Source organism: Pseudoalteromonas luteoviolacea H33-S (genome assembly GCF_001625695.1).
Taxonomy (GTDB): domain Bacteria; phylum Pseudomonadota; class Gammaproteobacteria; order Enterobacterales; family Alteromonadaceae; genus Pseudoalteromonas; species Pseudoalteromonas luteoviolacea_B.
The window spans coordinates 24,154-43,165 of sequence record NZ_AUXY01000081.1; the positions used below are offsets into that span (position 1 = coordinate 24,154).

11 protein-coding genes are annotated in these 19,012 nt (G+C 38.1%); 8 read left to right on the forward strand and 3 right to left on the reverse strand.

The features are described 5' to 3' along the window. Positions 1 to 249: 249 nt before the first annotated feature. The 7 genes from N477_RS15830 (at position 250) to N477_RS15865 (ending at position 7,956) form a co-directional block, all read left to right on the forward strand. Positions 250 to 1,305 (forward strand): alkaline phosphatase D family protein, encoded by a 1,056-nt coding sequence (locus N477_RS15830; protein WP_063361729.1) that lies wholly within the window; start codon positions 250 to 252, stop codon positions 1,303 to 1,305. A gap of 87 nt (positions 1,306 to 1,392) precedes the next feature. Continuing rightward, the gene (locus tag N477_RS15835; protein ID WP_231098091.1) at positions 1,393 to 2,949 is read left to right on the forward strand and encodes an alkaline phosphatase; all 1,557 of its coding nucleotides are present in this window, start codon (positions 1,393 to 1,395) and stop codon (positions 2,947 to 2,949) included. 479 nt (positions 2,950 to 3,428) lie between these two features. Next, positions 3,429 to 4,022 (forward strand): pentapeptide repeat-containing protein, encoded by a 594-nt coding sequence (locus N477_RS15845; protein ID WP_063361670.1) that lies wholly within the window; start codon positions 3,429 to 3,431, stop codon positions 4,020 to 4,022. A 338-nt stretch (positions 4,023 to 4,360) separates the two neighbouring features. Beyond that, positions 4,361 to 5,545 (forward strand): S1 family peptidase, encoded by a 1,185-nt coding sequence (locus tag N477_RS15850; RefSeq protein ID WP_063361671.1) that lies wholly within the window; start codon positions 4,361 to 4,363, stop codon positions 5,543 to 5,545. 8 nt (positions 5,546 to 5,553) lie between these two features. Then, a complete protein-coding gene (locus N477_RS15855) occupies positions 5,554 to 6,162 on the forward strand; it encodes a hypothetical protein (RefSeq protein WP_063361672.1) in 609 nt (202 codons plus the stop codon). Positions 6,163 to 6,633: 471 nt separating this feature from the next. Then, positions 6,634 to 7,239 carry a hypothetical protein gene (locus N477_RS15860; RefSeq protein ID WP_063361673.1) on the forward strand — a complete coding sequence of 202 codons (606 nt, stop codon included), beginning with the start codon at positions 6,634 to 6,636 and terminating at the stop codon, positions 7,237 to 7,239. Between the two features lie 111 nt (positions 7,240 to 7,350). Continuing rightward, positions 7,351 to 7,956: a hypothetical protein gene (locus N477_RS15865; RefSeq protein WP_155731925.1), complete on the forward strand. Its 606-nt coding sequence runs from the start codon at positions 7,351 to 7,353 to the stop codon at positions 7,954 to 7,956. Positions 7,957 to 8,229: 273 nt separating this feature from the next. Here the strand turns inward: N477_RS15865 and N477_RS15870 are convergent, their stop codons facing one another. Next, positions 8,230 to 11,505 (reverse strand): TonB-dependent receptor, encoded by a 3,276-nt coding sequence (locus N477_RS15870; RefSeq protein ID WP_063361675.1) that lies wholly within the window; start codon positions 11,503 to 11,505, stop codon positions 8,230 to 8,232. A 1,018-nt stretch (positions 11,506 to 12,523) separates the two neighbouring features. Further along, positions 12,524 to 14,101 (reverse strand): S8 family serine peptidase, encoded by a 1,578-nt coding sequence (locus N477_RS15875; RefSeq protein WP_081216437.1) that lies wholly within the window; start codon positions 14,099 to 14,101, stop codon positions 12,524 to 12,526. Between the two features lie 589 nt (positions 14,102 to 14,690). Here N477_RS15875 and N477_RS15880 point away from each other — a divergent pair. Continuing rightward, positions 14,691 to 16,730, forward strand: a complete 2,040-nt coding sequence (locus tag N477_RS15880) for an alpha/beta hydrolase family protein (RefSeq protein WP_063361676.1) — start codon at positions 14,691 to 14,693, stop codon at positions 16,728 to 16,730. A 567-nt stretch (positions 16,731 to 17,297) separates the two neighbouring features. On the opposite strand, the gene N477_RS15885 is transcribed toward N477_RS15880, so the two are convergent. Continuing rightward, entirely contained in the window at positions 17,298 to 17,672 is a 375-nt protein-coding gene (locus N477_RS15885; protein ID WP_063361677.1) for a hypothetical protein, read from the reverse strand. Positions 17,673 to 19,012: the final 1,340 nt, after the last annotated feature.

The window sequence follows — 19,012 nt, forward strand, 5'->3', positions numbered from 1 at the left end:
AAGCATGGAGCAGTAAGCATAATACACTCTAAAGCACTATGCCGTAAGAGCTGAGAGATTCCTTTCCCCTGATCACTTAGCTCTTTTTTCTGGCAAAAAGTAAATGCAAGAAATCTACTAAATAATATTTACTATCTGCCTTTTGTACGACCTGTGTTTAATAAAAACAAACTCGGTTCTAATGAGCGTTTGCTTAGTCAATATAAGTCTGTTTTACAGGTAGGTGGTCTAAAAAGAGAACATCAAATCATGAATGTTAAACGCCCCATACTATCTACTTTATTTGTTCTAGGCTGTGCAGCAGCCAATGGGCATGCGGCGGGTTCTGTAGATAAAATCCTATTTGGCTCATGTAGTCACCAAGATAAGGATATTCCAATTTTTGATGCAATTAACAAAGAGCAGTCAGATCTTTTTATATTCCTTGGCGATAATGTCTATGGCGACACTGAGAATATGACGGAGCTAGCGGCTAAGTATCAAAAATTAGGCAGCAAAGAAGGGTTTAAAGCGCTGCGCTTAACGACACCTACCATAGCTATTTGGGATGACCATGATTATGGTGAAAATGACGCGGGGAAAGAGTACCCATTCAAAGAGCAATCTCGACAAATCATGCTTGATTTTTGGCAAGAGCCGAAAAATAGCCCGAGGCGAACACGTTCGTCGGGTATTTATACTTCTTACATGTATGGGGAGCAGCATCAAAATGTGCAAGTGATCTTGCCTGACTTACGTTGGAACCGCCCTGAACTCAACTCAATTGCCTCCTTGAGCTATTGGGTTGGCAGCTTCTTCAATAATAAAGGCCCGTATCGACCAGTTGATAACAATAGCTCTATGCTGGGAGAAGCACAGTGGCAATGGCTTGAGAAAGAGCTTTTAAAACCAGCAAAAGTGAAAATAATTGCGTCAAGCTTGCAACTGATCCCAGATTTCACTGGATGGGAAAGTTGGGCTAACTTTCCAGCTGATAGGCAAAGGCTATTGGATTTTATCGAACAGCACAAGATTGGCGGTGTGATAATGATCAGTGGCGACACGCATTGGGGGGAATTATCTAGATATGATACTCAACATGGTTATCCGCTTTGGGAGATCACAAGTTCAGGGTTAACGCAAAAGTGGAAAGATGTGAGTCCAAACCGCCACCGTATCGGAGATTACACTGCGCAAGTGAATTATGGCTTTGTTGAAATTGATTGGGAGCAAGCTGATCCACAAATTCAATTTGGCCTTAAAGATATCCATGGTGATATCACGCACCAGCAAAGCATGGCGCTTTCTTCACTACAATTTGAATAGTTGTGGAGGGCAATTAACATGCTGTCAAATTTTAAAAAACACTCGTCAATTTTCGCTGTTTTACTTTTAAGCCTATCGGGATGCAAAATGCTTGAAAGCAATGTTGATGATAAAACGGCTAAACCATCACAGATTAAAAATATAATCTTGTTGATTGGGGATGGCATGGGTCCCCAGCAAGTTGGTTTATTGGAGGAGTATGCGACGCGTGCCCCCCAATCAATTTATCGAGGTGACAATAGCGCGATATCTAAACTGGCCAATTTAGGTGTGACAGGGCTATCTTTACATGGGCCAGCTGATAAGCTGGTTGTGGACTCTGCTTGCTCAGCAACGCAATTAGCGACAGGAGTAGCGTCTGGCAATGAGATGATAGGGTTAAACCGTGCTGGGCATAAAGTCCCAACCATTTTGCAAAAAGCCAAAGCGTTGGGTAAGTCAACGGGGTTAGTATCTGATACTCGATTAACGCATGCGACACCAGCTGCTTTTGCAACGCATCAAATCCATCGTTCGATGGAAAACGCCATTGCGGAGCAAATGGTGTTAAGTAACGCTGTTGACGTTATGTTATCCGGTGGATTACGCCACTTTATTCCTAAAGACTATTTGTTATTGGGCGAACAAGCGGGATTTGAGAAAAATCTCGCTGATAGTGGCTTATCATTTAAGTCAAAACGCCGTGATAGTAAAAACCTATTGAGGCAAGCTGAAAATCAAGGTTATGAGTTGGTATTTAATAAGAGTCAACTGCAAGATACACAAAAAGCGCGTATTTTAGGCTTGTTTGCAAACAGCGCTATGGTAGATGGCATTGAAGCTTCAAATCTGCGTTATCTGGGTCAACCAAGTTTACGGGACATGACGCAAGTCGCTATCAGTAAATTATCACAAAATCCAGAAGGCTTCTTTTTGATGGTCGAAGGTGGGCAAATCGATTGGGCTGGTCACAATAATGATGCTGGCACTTTATTGCATGAAATGATCAAATTCGATAGTGCAGTAGATGCTGTTTTACAATGGGCTAAGGACAGAGATGACACTTTAGTTGTTGTGACAGCCGATCATGAAACAGGCGGCTTTGGTTTTAGCTATAGCGGTGCGGATTTGCCTCAAGCAGAGCAGCTCAACAATTTTAATAATGATACATATAAGCCTAATTATAATTTTGGTGAGCTTGAGATTTTAGACAAACTTTTTTTGCAAAAACGAAGTTATAGTGCGATGTGGAAAGCTGCTAAGCAAGATCATAATAACCCCAGTGCCGCGAAATTAGTTCAAACAGTCAATTTAAACAGTGAATTTAAAATAAATGGTACAGATGCTAATGCCATTTTGGCAGAGCAGAAAAATGCCTTTTTTCAACGTGGGCACAAAAGTTTAAGTCTCAAGACTAGCAGTAAGATCAATGATTTTTCTCCTTTTTATGTTTATCTAAATGAACGACCGCTCAATCTAATTGGTAGGGCACTATCAACAAAACAAAATATTGTTTGGTCAACAGGTACGCATACACATACCCCCGTAGGAGTTTTTGCTTTAGGTCCACAACATGCGATTAAACAGTTCAGTGGATTTTATACTCATGTAGAGCTTGGCAAGAAAATGCAGCATATATTAATAGATAAGGTAGATGCGAATTAAATAAAATCAGAATAAGAAATAGTTAAGTTTACTATTTTGCAACATTTAACTTTACATTTGGATGTGTTAAGTATAAAAAATACTGGCTATTCAAAAAAAGGAGAATAATTAATGAAGTTAGCATCTATGTTCGCTAGCGTAATAATTGCGCTTAGTACTGCCACCTCAATGACTGTTTCAGCGAAATCAGTTGGAGATTTTGCGTATTACCATATTGGTTGTTATGGATCTGGAACAAACACAATGTTGTGGTACGAAATCGCGGAGTCTAGTTCACAGATCAGAAGTATAATCCAGCGTTGCACCTCGCAAGGTGGGGATTTTAGGATCCAAAAAATTTATACTAATTAGCAAGGCTTATTTCTAATTAAAAGCCCCTTTTTGGGGCTTTCTGCAATGTAATAAACATATAAAACGTAAACACTATTGTGTTATAAAGTGGAAAAGTTTAAACACTTATAAATTAATAAGGAAGTAAATTGAGTATTCATGAGCAAAGTGAATGGTGGTCAATGACGTTTGAAGGTGAAGATCACTCTTCAGATGAGTTCATATCCAAAAGTTTTGAAAGCTGTACTTTTATCGGCTGTAACTTTTCAGAAGCCAGCTTTCGCAGCTGTAAATTTGTAGATTGCGAGTTTATAAAGTGCAATTTAAGCTTGACTAAAATTCACTACAGCGAATTTTCGGACGTCATCTTTCGCGATTCTAAAGTTATTGGCATTGATTGGACCAAAGCCGCTTGGCCAAGGTTAATGCTTAGTGCGCCTATTAAGTTTTACGATTGCATGTTAAACGACAGCTCTTTTTATGGCTTACAGTTACAAGGTTTTGCACTAGAGCGATGTATCGTGCGTGGTGTCGATTTTAGAGATGGTGACTTTGCCAGAGCTAGCTTTAGAGATAGTGAGCTATCTGGGTCTATGTTTTCGAGCACTAACCTGTCGGCTGTTGATTTTTCAAATGCGACGGGATTTGATATTGATATCTTTAGTAACACGATAAATAAAGCGAAGTTTGATCGCTTTGAAGCGACGAGACTACTGAATTGTTTGGAAGTGGAGTTAGTATGAGATGAAATACAATATACTTTAACTTGTATTTAAATCTTTGTTATATAACTTTAAATATGGTTTTTGTTAAGTTAGTTTTAAACTGGGCAGTAATTTTAGAACTCTAGCCTCACTGTATGGACGTTTTTAATTTTCAAATTTTCCTGTATAATTTCGCGCCTGTTGAGTGGGGCTTTATTGTCACTTGTAGAGAATAAGTTCATAGAAACCATTCACACCATATCTAACTATCTAAAGTATAAGGCTAATTGGTAGTTTACTTTTTGCAGTGTTCTATAACGCACTAATCAGTTCGAGCACTGGCTATCTAGCTCTTAACTAATGGAGAAGCACCATAAATGAGAATATTGGCATTATTGATAGTATTTGTTGCACTTAGTGGCTGTGAGGCTACGCGTGTAAACAACGTAAATTCAATAAAAACAAAAGCTAAGCTTAACAATACACTATCATTACCTATCAATGCAGATGTTGCTTTTCATGTAGATCGTTCTGTACCAGAAGATAAGGTCAATTTTATTGGTCAGTTAGAGAGTGCCGCTGAACTAGTGACACAAGAAATGTTCAGTTCATCAAAAAAGCTAGATAGCGATGTAAAGTTTGACTATTTAATTAAATTAAAAGCAACCAGTGATTGGGATATCGTGTGGGGTGGTTGGGACTCAGATTTTACAATACAAATTTTCAGTGCAGATGGTGAGTTAATCTTCGATAAAGCATCCATTGCGAAAGCAAGTGGAAGCGGGGGGGTTTATGATTTTAACGCTGTGTTCAACTCATTTGCTAAAGAAACAAAAACAGCTTTGATTGATTTCGTTAATGCAAACGAAACTCTTTTGCTTAATCCTACAATGGTTAGTGCGCAGAGCAAGCCTGTAAAGTATTTTTTCAAAGATGCAGAGCCTGCTATGTCAGGTACTGGTTTTTTCATTAATAATAAAGGTGTCGCCGTTACCGCAGCACATGTTATTGATGAATGTATCTTTTATGAAACACAAGAAAAGGGAGTAAAGCGAGAAGTTGAACTGATTGCACAAAGTAATTTGTTAGATCTTGCTGTTTTGAAAGTTAAAGGCATTGATTCTGCGTCAGTAACAATTTTAGAAGAGCCGAACGTGACATTGGGCAAGCAAGTGTTCACAACAGGCTTTCCACTGTCAGGAATTTTGTCTGAATATCCATCGATGACGATGGGTAATATTAGTTCCTTAGGTGGATTGAAGGGCGCTAAGGGCTTCTTTCAATTCTCAGCACCTATACAGCCCGGTAATAGTGGCGGTGCAATCTTAGACTATAAAGGAAATTTGGTCGGTGTTGTATCAAGTAGTCTTAATCAAAGTATTATGCTGAAAAAAAGCGGTACTGTTGCGCAAAACGTTAACTTTGGTGTTGATGTCGAATTACTTAAGAAATTCTTGACAAAGCAGGGTGTTACATACAATCAAGGTCAAAGCGAAACAGCTTTTGAGCAATCTTCGGCTAATGCCGTTGAATCGACTATTCAATTGTTATGCTATAAGTAGGTAGTAAAATGAAAACTTTTAATTATGCATATGTCCTTTTAAGTTTAATAATTCTGTCTTTCAGTGCAAACCTACTTGCTAATTCAGGTGGAGAAAACAGTAATACACAAGCAGTTACTGAGCCCGTCCTAACCGAATATAAGCATCAAGGCGTAACTTACCCGCCGGTGTTATTTGTGACGAATATTGAAGATAGCAATTTTACTGACAGTTTAGATGGATACGAAGCTTTTTCTAAGCTTGACAAAGAAGCGGTAGGTTTGCCAATTGGCCTTAGAGTATTAAAACTTCACAGAACAAAGCAAGACGCCACTCAGTTTTCATCTCTAATGCTCTCTGCATCTACTCTTGGAATTATTCCAATTGTATCAAATACAGAGTTCAAAGTTCGTTATGATATCTTTGTTCAAGGTAAGTCAATTGCACACTTTGAATACTCTATGGACTCAACTGATGTTGGAAATATGTGGACTCAAGCATACAACAAAAGAGAAACAAAACCCTCTGAAGTACAGTTTTTAGCAGATACTATTCCTGCATTTTTAAATGAATTGAGTAATTCTAAAGAAGTAAAATTGGCATTTGCTGAATACGAAGAGTATTTTGGCGACTTATAGAAAAGATTGGTAATTAAGTTTGGCGGCCATTTTTAAACTTGACCGCCTTTTTACCAAGCTTCATTTTTGATATATAGAATATTGGCATTACCTTATTGCGCGTAATTTTATGCGTGGGTAATTATATACATATTAGATATGTCGTAGCTTAAGGCATGTGGAGGCAATGTACGGGTTATTTAATACAAATTATCTAGCAATCTCTGAGTAGAGTTTTCTGTGGTCAGCGTCTACCTTGGATTTAAAGCTTTCAAACTTCTTTTAAATAACTCATAAATAAACATTTTTAAAATGTGTCACTTCCTAGATTGATTGTTAATTTACAAGTGTTTTGGTTTACTTTTGGCCGATTTTAGTTTGTTTTGCGGTGAATTGATATCAAACTTCTATCTAAGCACTTATCATATCTATTTTTAAACTCGTCTTATATCGTTTAATAAACATAACGATTCATAACATCAATAGAGCGCAATGAAAGTCAAACAGTTCTTAATTATTTTAATCGTATTCTTATCTGTTAATGGTTGTGGCATGACAGAAGATTTAATGAAAGCACGGTACACGCTTAATAAAGCCCGTCACTCAGTACAAGTCGCTGGCGACCATCCTGCTCTTAATGAGCACCGCCTTAAAAACTCAGCAGAAATTTGTTTAAGAGAAAATGATAAGCAGTGTTTAGCTCTTGCGTATGAACTTTATGGCCATTTATATCGCTCCAATACAATCAGGGTAGAACAGAACCATTACGAAGAAAAAGGATTTGTAGAGCCGAATGTCACATTTGAAAATAGGTTTGAGCATTCTGCTAAACATTTTGAAAAAGCCATTAGCTATTGGGACCATGCTAAAGATCACAAAGAAATATCAACTCTTTATATCCAGCTATCATTGAGTTACCACTTAATAGAGGATATAGAAAAAGAGTGTTTAGCGTTAGAGAAAAGCTTACAGTATCACTTTCAAGCGTACCCAGAAGATGACATGCCTGCTGATGAAATTCCAATGAATTTTGAACGCTTTAGTGACTATATTTTGCAACTACAGAGTCAAGCAGGCTGTGCAAGCAAACCAGAATAACATATCCTTATGGTGCTTAATCACTCGATTAAGTATACCTTGATGAGCGGCTTTTCAATTTTTTACTATCCGATAGTAATGACGATTTTTAAGATCAGTTTCAGTGAGTTTATGAATATAAAAAATACTATGTTGGCAGTTGGTGCTACCTTTGTTTCAACCGGGTGTGAAGTGACATATAAGCAAGAAGATGCAGATAGGGACTTTAATAAAGCAGTCAGATTCTTAAAGCAAAATAAAGCGCCTAAAGGGGTAGATAATCTGCTGAGTAATGTGCTGGAGTTTTGCAATGAAACCAAAAAGCCAAAATGTTTGGTGTACACTCATTTGTATTATGGTGACTTTTACTTTTCTTCTATGCTGACCAACCATAAAGGCACGTTTAACGTTTTTGGGTTTGCAGAAGCTGGTGTGTCATATGAAAACAGACACCAGCAAGGTATTACGCACTACTTAAAGGCGATCAGTTTTGTAGACCCAGATAATAATCAAGCATTTATAGCGAGTTTATATGAGAGGCTTTCATTAGGCTATCGCACTATGGGTGAGCAGGAGAAAGAGTGTGAAGCATTGCAAAAAGCTTTAATGTCTCAAGCAAAAGCGTATCCAGATGGTGATGAGCCTGTAGAGCATTTCCCTGTAAATGTTAAATATTTCAGTGAGTATATCGCATTTAAACAAAAGCGTGCTGGCTGTACTCAATTCGAAATAAAGTAGTAATGTGTGCTACTAAATTGATTTTTTACCAATTTAACATAATTCATAAGCTGGTTCGTTTTTGCTGTATCGTGACAAGGGGATTTAGAGGGGGTAAGGGTTTAAAGTTGTTCTTTGTGTTTTAAGTACATTGGAAAGTGTTTTAAGCACATTGAGAAAGGCGCTTAGTTTATGTACTCATTTATATAGTATGTTTCTCGGCCAATTACACTTTCTGCTCAGTTAAAAAAGGCCAACACAAGTTGGCCTTTCAATTACTAAATAATCACGCTATTAGAACGAGTAGCGGATACCAATTTTAGCTTGCCATGCAGATGCACCTTTGGTGATCTGAGAGTAGTTGCGAACGTCTGAACCTTGGTAACGCGGATCGATAACTAATTTACCGTCCTCTAAACCACCAAAATCATATAGTTTTTGGTCGCTGTAACCAAGTCTCTTTTCAACACCCCAATCACTGTTAAGTAGATTAGCGAAGTTTTCAATCATGAAGTAAACTTCGCCTTTGTGTTCTTTGTAGATACCAGGGATCTCTTGAGTAAAGCTTACATCCATTGTAGTTACCCAAGGTTGAGTCCCTGTATTACGGTCAAGTAATTGGCCACGCTCAGAAATACCAGCTCTGTTAAGAAGTGCTTCTAACTCATTCCACGATAACTTAGATTCATTCCAATCTACGTTTGTGTCATCAGGACCTGTTGGAATGTATGCAAGATAAGCTGATGTTCTATCTAGACCACGAGTATCACCAAAGTCGCCATCGTTGTATGAGCCCATAGTATAGCTAAATGGACGACCAGAACGACGCTCGAAGAACATGTTGAACTTAGATGCATAACCTTCGAAGAACTCAGTCTGGTAACGTAAGTTAAGCTTAAAGCTGTGCTCAACTTCATAGTGACCACGGCCAACTAAGTCAACGTTACGGCTATGTGTTGTTGCATGTTTGTAGTTACCGTCAGCTTGTGATGCACTACCCGGCGAGATGTCTTCAACATCTTGATGTGTATAGCTTGCAGACACGTATAGGCCGTTATCGAATTCTTTTGCGATTGCTGTTGAAATGATAATTGAACGTGCATCTAAGTCAGAATTCGTCATCATGATGTCATGATTATCTGTACGACCAGATTCTTCTGTGTAAATACTTTCATAAATTACACGCCCTGTCGCCGAAAGGTTTGGAGCAGCTTCCTTCTGTTCAATAGCCGTATTGTGCCAAACAGCTTCGTCTTGCTTGTTTTGGTAAGCAATTTCAGCAGACCATTTGAAGCCGTCACCTAATAGCTCTGAATCAAATTCATACTCAAAACCAACTTGTGCACGAATACTTGAAGGTAGTTTAAAGTTTGGATCAGTATAAGCTGTATTACCTGCGCCTTGAGTAAGCGTTGATTGAATAGCCTCTGGTACTCGCGTGATATCAACTTGCTCTACATTAGCAAAATAAGCGTTGATATCATCTTGCGATGCTTCAACTTGTGTTATGCCGTCTTTTTGGAATGGGTTGTTGAACCAAACGTTAGGAATACCGCCTTGGAAACGACCAATACCACCGTTAATGGTTAGTGCGTCCGTTGCGTAGAACTTAAAGCCAATACGCGGAAGGATGATGTCTGCGCCATCTAGGTTTTCTTGGTTAGTATAACCGTACGTTTGTAGGAAATATTCGTTAAGATTAGGCTTATCACCTGAAGATAAACGTTCATATCGAACACCAGCAGTGATTTCTAAATCATCAGTCAGGTAGAACTTATCTTCCACATAAAGTGCAAGTTGCTCACGTGTCGCGTCATACGCTAAGTCATTCACATTGTTTGAATTTGCGTTCATGTATGAGAATTGGTAATCATCTTTCCAATTTTGATATAGCTTTTTGCTTTCAAAATCATCTAGGCTACCAAACTTCCAAGTACCCATCGAATTTTGGGCAAATAGGTTGTATAGACGCTTACTTTCTAGTTGCGCACCAAAATTGATCTCATGGTCACCCATTAGGTAAGTTGCATCGAAAGTGAATGCGTAAGTTTCTGTTTCAGAAACATTGCTGTGACGTACATCGTCACGACCAAACTGAATAGACTCACCACGGTCGCTATTATTTAGATAGACTTGAATTTGACCTAAATCAGAATTTGTTAAGCTGTCATTTGATACATCTTTGTAAGCAAAACCAATTTCAGTTGAGAAGTCATCAGACCAATCAGAGTATAGTTTTGTCGCAAAGTTGTTGAATTTAGTCACGTATTGGTAACGGCTAGATGCCATAGTGATGGTGTTACCACCAGTTGCGAAGCCTTTGTCGCTTTCTTCATCCTGCCATTGGTAAGTAAAGTCTGCGCGGTGAAGGTCACTGATGTTCCAGCTAAGTTTGACTAGCAGGCTGTCACTAGTATTTTCTGGATCGCCACCAAGCTCATCTTGTAAACCGTATGTATTACTTAGGATGGTATTGAATCGGTCGTAATCTTGCTTAGAAATATCAAATTCGTGTGATGTGCCAGAGCCATCAAAGCCATAGTCCATTTCTCTCTCTTGTTTCCAAGAATTGTAGTTCACGAAGAAAAATAGTTCATCTTTGATGATAGCGCCACCAGTGCTAAAGCCCATTCTCGCTTCAGTTTCGATTGGATCTGTGCTTGAAACGTCAAACGTTTTGTGGCCATCTTTATCGAGAACGTGGTCGCCAGCTCTGTACTCTTCACCAGTCTCTGGGTTAACGCCATCTTTTGTGTGTTTAGCTTCTGAGATGTTATCTACTTTACCAGCAAGGCTAGGTGTACTTGTCTCGTAAAAACCAGAGAAAGTAAACTCGTTAGAACCTGACTTAGTTACGGCATTGATAGTCCCGCCGCCAAAGTTACCTTTTTTCGCAGAGAATGGAGAGCTATCAACAGAGATTTGCTCAATTGCATCCAGTGCAACTGGTGGTTGAGCTGTTGGGTAACCACCAAAGTTTAAACCAAAGTCATCGTTTTGGCCTATACCGTCTACAGTTAAACCGTTTGTTCTTGGGTTATTACCAGCAATGGTTAATTCACCGTTACCGTTAATGCTTGCAAGTGGGTTAAGACGTGCAACGTCTTTGATGTCGTTGTTAAAGCTAGGTACGTTATTAATGGTATCTTCACCAAATACACTGCTTGAACCGCCGGCTTGTTGTACTAGTTTATAACCACTTACTTGAATTTTTTCGATTGATTGTAGTGGCTCTAGCTGTTTTGTAATACGGTGTGTGTCACCTAGCTGAAGTGAAATATTGTTTAGCTCTGCATCAGAATATTTGTCAGAGTCAATCACAACGCGGTATGGACCGCCTACGCGAAGACCCTTTGCGATGAATGCACCAGAGTCATTAGTCGTAAATGTATTTACTGTGCCTGTCGGCTCGTGAATAACCGTAACTTTAACGTTAGCGGCAGCATCGCCAGCAGGCGTAGTGATTTTACCACGCATGGCTGATGAAGTGTCAGATGCAAATGCACTTGCTGACACACCAATAGCAAGTGCTAAGGCGCCGGCCACTTTTGATAAGCGAACGTTTTTCATTGTGTTGTTTCCCGTGTGTTTAGGTTGTTTCAATCTTAAATTAAAGTTTCTAACTATCTGACTTTAAAGATAAAGTTCAATAATTAGTAAAAATCTGCTTCATCCACACTATTTTATTCAGACCAAAATCAAGCAAGCTTCCAAAAGGAGGCTTACTCGGTGATAAAGTTGGTATGAGAATCAATAGATAGGAGTTACTGCTTATTATTTATAATTAGTACCAAAGAGTGTTTGACCACGAAGATTACAAATAAGAATGCGTAACTGAGTAATGATCAAAAATGCACAGGGCACTTTGAAAAAAGTTGCTATTTTAGTTTGTAACAACAAAATGTTTCGAGTTAACACGTTCTACTCTTTCTAGTCATCTATAAAGGTCTTGCCATTGTTATTGAATCAATAAATTTTGATTTACCGGACATTCATCCTGTGTATTCAATTCAATGTACTTTAAAGTCCGCCTCCCTTCATTTAAGTCAACCTGCAAAACAGCAGTAAAAATCCACTTAAATACGAGAAGAAAAACCTATCACCCTTTGGTTTTGTGCAATTATGGGCGCGCATTATAACTCAAGCTTGATTAGGTTATCAAAGATATTCTTTATTAAAAGAATAAAAAATACACAGTTTCAACGTATATTTTTTGGTTTTAAAGTTGAGGTGTTTATGAGTTACTGTCTGGATATACAGTTATTTGTTTGAAGTGTGTCCAGGTGGTAAAAGTGTTAATGATTTTTTCCTATATTTATGTATATTATAACAAAATATGTTATTGGTCTCTGTTGGATTTCAATGAGTGAGTATGGATTTGAGTTCAAAGTTACTGGTTCATTTATATAACTTTAATGAATGAATAAATTATTGCTTTATGTTTTGTTTTGTAAATTATGTAGAAGTTATTATTGTTTCATGTATTTCTTTATTGTTGTGTTTTTGTCATTTTTAAAAAGTGTGAGTTCAAGGCTAATCGGGATTGTTTAATTAGCCTTGAACATTGGTTTTGGTATTCTGCTGTTATTTATTTGTAAGCATAGTTAAGTGTTACACCACTGTAGTTACTATATCCAAATAAGCTAATGTGCCATGTGCCAGAGTTCGGGTTGGTGAATGTGCACTGTTCCTCGTTTCCGTCTTTCCATGGGCGACAGGTATAGTTGTTTGCATCTGGTTGCGCGTTGTAACGAACATATAGATCTGCATCACCGGTTCCACCTGTGATATTCAAGCTCATTTCTTTCACCCCTTGCGGTATATCCCAAGTGTAGTGCGTCCATCCGTTTTGCGTACCTTGTAAATTAGGCAAAGAACCATTGACCGGCTTTACACCGCCTGGATTACCTGGATCACCGCCACCTTGACAACCGTTTGCAGATAAGTAGTCAGATGCGCTTCTTGCTTGCGCAATTCCATGACCATAGTAGATATCATATCCTGCTGCACCTTTGTCTTTAGCAGTTGCATTTAATGCAGCACGAATTTCTTGGTTTGTACATTGTGTGTGATGGCTCCAAACGAGTGCTGCAACACCAGCCACGTGAGGCGAGGCCATAGAGGTACCGCTTAAACTTCTGTATGTGTTGGTTGGGTAGGTGGAGTTAACGTTTGAACCTGGGCCAGATATTTCAATTTGATCATTGTACTGGGAAAACGATGAGCGAGATTCATTTGAAGTCACCGAAGCAACAGAAATGACTGAATCATAAGAAGCTGGGTATGATTTCGTGCCGTTGCCATCGTTACCGGCGGCTGCAACCAACATCATGCCGCCGTTAACAAAGTTCTGCATTGCAGTGTTTTCAGTATTTGAGTAGTTTCCACCACCCAAACTCATATTAACCACATCTGAGCCCGCATCTTTACATTGCTGTATTGCGTTAATGAGGTTTGATGCGTAAGTCCACTGACCGTTATCATCGAAGATCTTTACAATATGCAGGTCTACACCAGGATAAACACCGACAACACCTTGATTGTTGTTTTCAGCAGCAATTGTGCCAGCTACGTGTGTACCGTGGCCGTTTCCATCATTGTTCCATCTACCAACTGCATTGTTGTTAGCAACACCAGTCACATTGCCATAAGGTAAGTCTGGGTGGCCCAAATTGTAACCAGTGTCTATAACACACACTTTTCGTGCTGAAGTGTTAGTTTGTGACAGTTGGTTTCCCTGTACCATGTTTATGCCATAAGGAGTGCTTTGCGCATAGGGCGCAATAGAGTCCTGAGAGGTTGGTTTTGACAAGTAACGCTTAGGATCAATTTCGATTGACTCAACAGATGACATCTTACGTAATGTTCTAAGGCTAAATTCGTCTAGTTCAGCTATCATGGCTTGCTCATCATTCAGTGCAAATAATGGCTCAGCACCCGCTGTGAATAAGTAATTTAGTGCTATAAAATCGTTGAATGCTCTTTTTTCACCTAGTTTTTCTTTCTTAAATTTTACAATGTATCGGTTAGACTCAACCGTTTTTGCTTTTAACTTATGGTCTGAGCTGTGACCTTCGAAAACAGGCTCATTTGCTAATGTGGGCAAACTTACAGCAGCTGCCATTAGGGTTGTGATTGCAGATAGTTTAAATCGCTGGATACTCATGTTTGTTCCTTGTTGTTTAGGTTTAATGATGCTTGTGAGAAAACATTTCTTATTCAGCCATATGCATTAGAATCTTAATATTCATAAGCATTTGGGTGTGCCTGTCATAAGGTGTAAACATCACGGCAACATGTTGTGTTCTTTTAAATAACATAATACTTGGAACGGTCTAATGGCAATGTCGTTTGCGAATTTAAATTAAAAATACCTATTTTTCAGTTTGTTTTTTGAGCAGAAATTATTGTTATATATGAATATATATAACAACTTGAAAAATACTAATAATGAGGTTTCAGCTTGAATAATGGGTACATGAATTGTGGTTGTTAGGGAAAATTTCGATGAAGAGAAGCTGTATCCGTCTTTGTATCTTTGTCTATCCTTTGCAAAGCTTTGAAAGGAACGGCGAGTATTTTATAGACTTATAACACAGTTGCACTTGCTAAACTTGCTTAGCAAAGTGCTAAAGTTTTGTCCCTAGAGTTAAGTAAACATTTGTTTTGGTTGTTTTATCCCAAATTGTATTAACAGTTTGATGCTAAGTGGTATTGTGCATCTTTAGATAAATAGATAGAGGTATCACAAACCGATGAAAACTCGATTATTTTTAATGTTTGTGTTGTTGGTTGGGTTGGCGCTTAATGTACATGCGACTTCTTCACAAGCAAATACAGCTTTGAGTATAGAGCGCTTATGGCAGCTAGAACGATTAGGTTCACCTGTTGTTTCGTCAGATGGAAATTTTATCGTAGCACCAGTGACTAAATTCGATGTTGCAAAAGATAAAGGTGAAACGCAATTGTGGTTGTTCGATGCGAAAGGAAAACCCGCGCGAGCATTAACATCTGCTAAGTTAAGGGCGAGTCAGCCTGTATTTTCTCCTGATTCCAATCAACTTGCGTTTATTAGTAAGCGTGCAGGGGATAAGGCTGGTCAAATCTATATTTTGCCTCTAACTGAGCCCGGTGAAGCAAAAAGATTAACGAATGTCCCAACTGGTGTAAAAGGTATTAAATGGGTAGGTAAGCACCTTTACTTTATTAGTTCGGTTTGGCCGCAAAAAACCTGGACTGAAATGGAAGGGCTTCTGAAAGAACAAAAGGATACCAAAGTATCTGCTCGACAATGGAACGCTTTGCCATATTCTTCTTTTGATCATTTCATTAATGAAGATAGACAAGCGCACGTTTTTCGTATTCCTGAAAATGGCGGTCAGGTTGAGCCTATTACTGAGCCAATGGGAAGACAGTTGGTTCGCTCGAGTCAATCAGCACTAAGTTATGACATTGACTCAACGGAGACACACATTGCGTTTAATTCTAATGGTTGGGAAAACCAAGTAGACACTAAGACAGATATTTTTGTTGGCAAAATTGGTGCTAAGAAAGCTGTAAATATCTCACCTGATAACAATGCTCCCGACTTCTCTCCAAAGTTTAATCAAAGTGGCAAAACCTTAGCCTATTTAAGCCGCAGCATTCTCGGCTTTTACGCTGATACTGCTGTCATAAAACTATATGACTTAAAAGATAAAGAAACCAAAGTACTCAATATAGACAAAGACCGTTCAGTCACAAATATTACATGGGCAGATAATGGCCGTGATTTTTATAGTTCGATAGATGATGCCGGAACAAGGCGTATTTACCATATTAATGGGAAAAGCGGGAAAACACGTGCAATTACAAAAGATACTAACTTTGGTGCGCCCATATTACTTGGTTCGCGCAAACTGGTAACAACGAATGAGAGCTTTTTATATCCAAAGCGTTTGGTCGTAGTCAATACGCGTAATGGAAAATTAAGTCGCATAGATAGCTTGAACGAATCTGTTATGTCTGAAGTTGAGTTAGGCACTTATGAGTCTGTAACCTACAAAGGCGCTGGTGGGCAGGACATACAGATGTGGGTTCATTATCCGCCAGGGTTTGATAAATCCAAAAAATATCCATTGATGATGCTGATCCATGGTGGACCACACAATGCAATTACTGATGGATTCCATTATCGTTGGAATGCACAGACTTTTGCTTCTTGGGGTTATGTAACTGCATGGCCTAACTTCCATGGTTCAAGTGGCTTTGGACAAGATTTTGCAGATGCAATCAACCCAGATTGGCGTACTAAGCCGCTTAAAGATGTGCAACTAGCAACAAAATGGTTTGAGCAAAAAACATGGATTGATGCGGAACGTATGGTTGCTGCAGGCGCAAGCTATGGTGGCTTTTTGAGCTCTACTTTACTCGGCGATAACCATTCGTTCAAAGCGTTTTTAATCCACGCTGCTGTGTATAATATGTATTCTCAAATGTCAGCTGATTTTGCGGTGCATTCGCCTCGTTTTGGTAGCTATTGGGAACAACCTGAAATTTATAAAACGATTTCACCTCATTTTTATGCTGAGAACTTTGATACACCGACTTTAATAGTCCATGGTCAGTTAGACTATCGTGTTCCTGTAGGTCAGGGGTTTGAGTTATTCCGCACTTTACAGACCAAAGGGGTAGAATCACGCATGATTTATTTCCCAGATGAAAACCATTGGATTATGAAGCCAAATAACTCAATTTATTGGTACAATGAAGTTGAGAAATGGATGACAAAATTTGCTGAACCGGGTGGCAAATAAACTAGACTTTGGGGTATCACTAGCAGTTATACCCCATTTTTTGCTGACCAGTTTTACACAAGGTCTCAGGTGGCAATCTGAATAGCAAACAAATCTATGTTGAAACAAACTAGATAAACAAACCTTGAAATGAATTATGAGTAGCCTGAGCAATTGATATATTGGCCATGGCTAACTGTTTTATCTGCTGCGTTATCCATCTTACTTTAATTATACCTATTCTTTTCTATTGATACTGTTATCAAAATACTTAACGCAACGCACTATCTGAATAAAAGCACACATTTCCATCACGCTAAAGTATTTTTGGCGAGTCTTCGGTCGAAGGTTTTATTTTGACGACTTCGAGTGAAAGAAACTAAACATAAGTTAATAGAAAGAGCCGAATATTAGCTTGATAACTGTTAACTTTGGTTTGTGCTATCCGCTAATTTGGATGACTAATATGAAGAAGAGTGACGTTGGCGCTTAGGGGGCAAAAATAGGGCGCTCATAATTAATTGTTGGTTATATATGCGCCTAAAGGAACTTTAGGCGCCATCAAAATTTAGACCGGCTTTGTGTTTATTAGTGACCAGTTTCGTATGATGCTCTAGCAGTATTAGTTTGCTCCCAAGTACCGTCTTTGTATAAGATCAATGCAGAAGCAGTTGTAGACGAATAAGCTCTTACTGTCACGCCGCAGCTTGTGCTAGATGTGCCACATCGTGCTGCACCGCTCCAACGAACTTCTTGGATTGGTTTTGTAACGTTTTTAAGGTAAAAACGGCCAGAAGTCGAACTGCCGAAAGAAAAGTCAAAGCCGAAGCAGCTCTTTGTGCCATTGCCCCAAGCATTACCATTACCTTTTGGATATACATCACACACAAGGTCTGCTGAGAATGCAGAACCAGCAAAAAAAGTGCCTGCTACAAGTGTGAGAGCTTTTAAAGTAGTTTTCATTTTAAAATTCCTGTTTATTGATGTTTTTTATTGAACGCGATTTCGCATTAACAAGATAATAAAATATTTAAGGTTTCGTCAATGGTGTTTTTTCTGTATGAAACAATTGGCTCATACAGGAGAGTGGATTGATTTTACATTAAGGGATTGAAAGTGTTGTTAATATTTTACTTTTACATCTTGTCTTTTAGTTAATGCTTTTGATATCTATAAATATTTTTTTATTTAACAATTTGGGTGATTTTATGTTAATTTTTATATTCTCGTGATGATTGTTCAGCTTTTGTTTAGGTGGTGGCTGTCATTATTCGAGTTTTTAGATTGAAAAATACGCATAAAGCTCCTTGTTTACACTAATAAACGACAGATAAACATTGACAAATCATTGAGTGCTTAAAGGGAAAAAACTTTGCAAATCTATCAAAGAGTGATTCACCGCTAGCAATAGTTTGAGGAAATTCATACATGTGTTTTGAGGTGGGTAATATATTTTGTTGCTATTTTGAACAGAGAATGATTGTATATTATTAATTTCTTAGTACTATTTAAATACAGATATGTGAGCAGTTCTACATAAGTTCATTCTTATATTAATTACGTTGGTGCACATCAAGAATATTTTTTGACATGCACCATTACTAGCTAAATTTTTTTGACTAGTGACCTGATTGATAAGTTGCTCTTGCGGTGTTTGTTCTCTCCCAAGAACCATCTTTGTATAGAATTGTTGCTGTTGCCTTGTTGATACCATATGCGCGAATAGATACGTTACATTTTTTACCACTACATCTTACAGTTCCGCTCCAATCAACTCTTTTAATAGGTCTGGTTACATTTTAAGATAAAAGCTGGCGCGTGCGGAGCTACCAAATGAAAAATCAAGTGCTTCACAACTTGAAGTGCTATTTCCCTATGATTGTCCGCCGTAGGCAGGATAAATATCACATATAAGTTGAGCAAAGAATGCTGAACTAGAGAAAATAGTACCAGCAACAAGAGTTAACGCTGTTAAAGTTTTTTTATTTTAATTTCCTTGTGATTTACATTATGTATATGAATTTGTGATTTTAATTTTTTATTAAACGAAATTTCGCTTTATAAAATTAGTAAAATTAATTAGGCCCGTCAACCTTATTGAAAACCTTAAAAATAGATAGTTATAGTTTTTTTGGTATACCTTGAAGTTTTGAGTTATTTATATTTTTAGCTTTAAATTTTGTTGTTGTCATATCTTGTGTTGTTTTAAAAGGAAGTGGTTATATGTGGTTTTTTTTATAATTAGGTTGTTTTAATTTTTATTAAAATCTTTCTTTTGTTTTTCTGTATATGCATGTTATTTA